Raw genomic sequence first — 3,987 nt, forward strand, 5'->3', positions numbered from 1 at the left:
GATCGGGGGCGGGGTCGGTCAGCGGTACGGATCGGAGGACGGGGTCAGCGGTGGGGGTCCGGGGCCGGGGCGGGCCCGCTGCTCTGGCGCACCCGCAGTCGTGCGGGCACGATGAGCCGTGGGGCGGGCGGGGGGCCGGAGGCGGCGTCCTCGCCGGCGGGCCGCTCCCCCGCGCCCAGCTCGTCGAGCAGTACGCGCAGGCTCACCCGGCCCACCTGGGCGAAGTCCTGGGCGACGGTGGTCAGCGGCGGGGCGAGGAACTCGGCCTCGGGGACGTCGTCGAAGCCGACGACGCTGATGTCGTCCGGGACCCGGAGCCCGGCCTCGCCCAGGGCGCGCAGCAGGCCGATCGCCATCTGGTCGTTGGCCACGAACACCGCGGTGACCTCCTCACCGGTCGCGCGCCGCTGGATCAGGCGCCGGCCCATCTCGTAGCCGGAGCGCGGGCTCCAGTCGCCCACGAGCGGCTCCGGGGCCGCGGCTCCCGCCTCCTCCAGCGCCCGCCGCCAGCCGGCGACGCGGGACTCGGCCTCCAGCCACTCCGGGTCGCCCGAGATGTGGTGGACGGTGCGGTGCCCCAGGTCGATGAGGTGGCGGACGGCGTCGTGGGCGCCCTGGGCCTGGTCGACGCACACGACCGGCAGGCCAGACCCCTCTCCGCCCTCGACCGCCACCAGGGGCCGCGGGCCCGGCACGGCGGCCAGCGCCCGCACCAGCGCGCGCTGCGGAGCGATAGCGATGCAACCCTCGACGGACTGCTGGATGAGGTAGTCCACGGCCTCGGCGACCCCGGCGGGGCTGACGTCGTCCAGGCTGACGATGCTCAGGAAGTACCCGGCCTCGCGGGCGGCCCGCTCGATTCCGGCCAGGGTCTGGGCCGGGCCGAACAGGGTGGTGTCGAAGGCGATGACCCCCAGCACGTTGGTCCGGCGGGTGACCAGGGCGCGCGCGGTGGAGTTGCGGTGGTAGCCGAGTTCGTCGATGGCCCGCTGCACGCGCGCCGTCGTCTCGGCGCGCACGTTCGGGTGGCCGTTGACGACCCGGGACACGGTCTGGTGCGAGACGCCGGCCAGGCGGGCGACGTCGGCCATGACCGGGCTGCGGCCACTCTGCGGGGTCACCTGGACGGCACCTCCTCGTAACGCTCGGGAAAGTTCTGTGACGCAGCCAACATTGTTAGCGTTAACAGAACCGGCGTCAAGACTTCCCGGGGAGAAATCTCCCGAAACGGGTCAGCCCAGGAGGCGCGCGTGCAGTGCCGTGGCGGAGGTGTCGGAGAGGGAGGCGACCTGGTCCACGACCGCCCGCAGGGCCGCCGCGTCGTCCTCGGCGGCGGTGAAGGCCTCGGCGAACTGGGGGTCCAACTCGTCGGGGGCGCTCTTCCAGAGCGCCTCCACCAGCTCGGTGACCGTCCTGCGCTCCTCGACCTGGTAGGCCAGGGCCTCCTCGCGCGACATCACGAAGTGGGCGGCCACCGCCTTGAGCAGCGCGCACTCCAGCAGGGCCCGGCGCGGAACGATGAGGTCCGCGCCGTAGCGCGTCAGGCGGCCGGGCCCGTGGGCGGCGCGCGTGGCGCCCTCGGCGGCCCGGCAGAAGCGGCCGATCAGCTCGCTGGTGAGGTTCTTCAGCGCGGCGAGCGAGGCGAGGTCCCCAGTGAACTCGGCGGGCCACACGGGCGCGGCCAGCAGGTCGGTGAACACCTCGTCCAGCTCCGCGGGATCGGCGGAGCAGTAGGAGTCGGCGGCCACCCGCACGACCTCGGCGCGCTCGACGGGGCTGCGCAGGGCGGCCATGCGCACGAGCCCGGCGTGCAGGGCGTCCTCGACGTCGTGGACCGAGTAGGCGACGTCGTCGGCCCAGTCCATGACCTGCGCCTCGAAGCACGTGCGGCCCGCGGGCGCGCCCCGGCGCAGCCAGTCGAAGACCTCGGTGTCGTCGGGGTAGCAGTTGAATTTGTGGGTGTCGCCGCCCTCGCCCCGGCGCCATGGGTACTTCACGGTCGCGTCGAGGGTGGCGCGCGTGAGGTTGAGCCCGGCGCTGCGCCCGTCGGGGTCGATGACCTTGCCCTCCAGGCGCACGAGCAGGCGCAGGCTCTGGGCGTTGCCCTCGAACCCCCCGCAGGCGGCCGCCGCCTCGTCCAGCGCCCGCTCGCCGTTGTGCCCGAACGGGGGGTGGCCGAGGTCGTGCGACAGGCACGCCGCCTCGACCAGGTCGGGGTCGCAGCCCAGCACCTGGCCGAGCTCCCGCCCGATCTGCGCGCACTCCAGGGAGTGCGTGAGCCGGGTGCGCGGGAAGTCGCTCACGCCGGGCTGGACGACCTGGGTCTTGGCGGCCAGGCGACGCAGCGCCGAACTGTGCAGGACCCGGGCGCGGTCGCGCTCGAAGGGCCCCCGGGCACGGTTCTTGCGCCGTTCGCCGGCCATGCGCTCGGTGTCCGCGGCCTCGTAGCCGTGGACCCGACCTTCGTCTCCGGGACCGCTCGTCATCACTGCGAGCCTACTTCCCGGCGGTGACGGAACCGTACCCAGCTCAGGCGGCGTTCACCTGGATGTCGCTGCTGTCGTTGAAGATCCAGTAGTACCAGAGGGACGCGGTCTCGCGGGTGATGTACCACAGCTGGGTGCGGCGCTCGATGACGGCGGGCCCCGAGCGCGCGGGCGAGGCGCCCGCCTCGATGCCGAAGTCCTCCGCCATCACCTGGGAGCGCAGGCTGTGCCAGGGGTCGGAGACCAGGATGGCGGTCTCCCAGCCGTTGGCGTCGAACACCTCCGAGACGGCGGCGAAGCTCTGCAGGGTGTCGCTGCCCTCCTCGACCGCGACGACGGAGTCGGCGGGAACGCCCACCTCCACCAGCCAGTTCCGGCCGGAGGCGGCCTCGGTGAAGTTGTCGTCGGGCAGCTTGCCGCCGACCGTGACGATGACGGGGGCCACGCCGTCGAGGTAGAGCTCCTGCGCCTGGCGCAGCCGCGCCTCGAAGACCGGTGAGGGCACGCCGTTGTACTGGCTGGCCCCGAGGACCACGATGGCGTCGGAGGGTGTGCGGTCGTCCTGGCGGGCGGTGTACCAGACCCAGCCCCACGTCCCCGGGACGACGGCCAGGGCCGCGATCAGCAGGAGGGCGACGATCCAGCGCTTGCGGACCTTGCGGCGCGGGCGCCTGCGCCGGGGCCGCGGGGGGCGCCGGTCGGCGCGCTCGCGCTCCGCGTCGGGGCCGGGGCCGAAGCCGGGGTCCGGTTCGGCCGGGGGTTCGGGGCGGGGGTCGGTGCGCGGCACGCGTCCGCGGGCCGGATGGCGTTCGCGGACGAAGCGGCGGGTGAAGGAGGTCTCCGCACCTGCGTCGGCGGCCGGGGCGGCCGTGGACGGATCGTCGGCGGCCGGGCCCTCCGGCCCCGTCTGGTACGCGTCACGGGTGAACGCACGGGTGGCCCCGGGGTCGCGTGAGAAGGACCGGGTGGCCTCGTCCCCCTCCGCGGTCGCGGCCGGGGCGTGCTCGCTCCGGGAGAACACCCGGGTGGCCTCGTCATCGGGGGAGGCGCCGGCCGGGCCCTCCCACGGCTCGTCGCCGTGACCGTCGCCTGCCACTCGCACCGGCTCACCTCCGCACAATTCGCTGACTGGAGTACTCCCCCACTGGGACGACTTCCGACCGCCGCTGGTTCTCGGCAGGCCGACCCGATCGGGGGCGAACCTGAGGTGAGGTAGGGGGTCGGGGAAGACGGCCAGGCCAGCAGTCGAAAATATATCACGAATAGGTCACGATGACCCCAGGTGGGCTGTTCCCCGCCGGCCCCCGAGTCTAGAGGGCTCGCGGGCGCTTCACGCCGGGTGGTTCGGGGCGCTTCACGCCGCGGCCTTCGTCGTCGCTACTGCCTGGCTCGTCCCTCGCTGGCGGCAGAGACTCCTCCTGCAGGCACCGGCACGCCCCTCACCCGTGCTCGCCTTAGGCCTCCGCTCGTCCCTCACTTCGGCCAGGGCGCTTCACGCCGC

The 3,987-nt window shown here is 74.0% G+C and carries 3 protein-coding genes; all 3 read right to left on the bottom strand.

The genetic code is table 11. The annotated features are described in order from the left end of the window. Positions 1-44: 44 nt before the first annotated feature. The 3 genes from ADL05_RS00005 to ADL05_RS00015 all read right to left on the bottom strand — a co-directional run bounded on the left by ADL05_RS00005 (position 45) and on the right by ADL05_RS00015 (position 3,588). Complete coding sequence (locus ADL05_RS00005; RefSeq protein WP_053614738.1) at positions 45-1,091, bottom strand: LacI family DNA-binding transcriptional regulator; 1,047 nt, start codon at positions 1,089-1,091, stop codon at positions 45-47. A gap of 141 nt (positions 1,092-1,232) precedes the next feature. Continuing rightward, positions 1,233-2,486 carry a deoxyguanosinetriphosphate triphosphohydrolase gene (locus ADL05_RS00010; protein ID WP_053614736.1) on the bottom strand — a complete coding sequence of 418 codons (1,254 nt, stop codon included), beginning with the start codon at positions 2,484-2,486 and terminating at the stop codon, positions 1,233-1,235. A 43-nt stretch (positions 2,487-2,529) separates the two neighbouring features. Beyond that, positions 2,530-3,588 (bottom strand): YdcF family protein, encoded by a 1,059-nt coding sequence (locus ADL05_RS00015; protein ID WP_053614737.1) that lies wholly within the window; start codon positions 3,586-3,588, stop codon positions 2,530-2,532. Positions 3,589-3,987 lie beyond the last annotated feature (399 nt).

The organism is Nocardiopsis sp. NRRL B-16309 (assembly GCF_001279585.1).
Taxonomy (GTDB): Bacteria; Actinomycetota; Actinomycetes; order Streptosporangiales; family Streptosporangiaceae; genus Nocardiopsis.

Excerpts from the sequence above, each read along its gene's own strand:
- ADL05_RS00005 (WP_053614738.1), bottom strand. The coding sequence starts at position 1,091 with ATGGCCGACGTCGCCCGCCTGGCCGGCGTCTCGCACCAGACCGTGTCC.
- ADL05_RS00010 (WP_053614736.1), bottom strand. The coding sequence starts at position 2,486 with ATGACGAGCGGTCCCGGAGACGAAGGTCGGGTCCACGGCTACGAGGCC.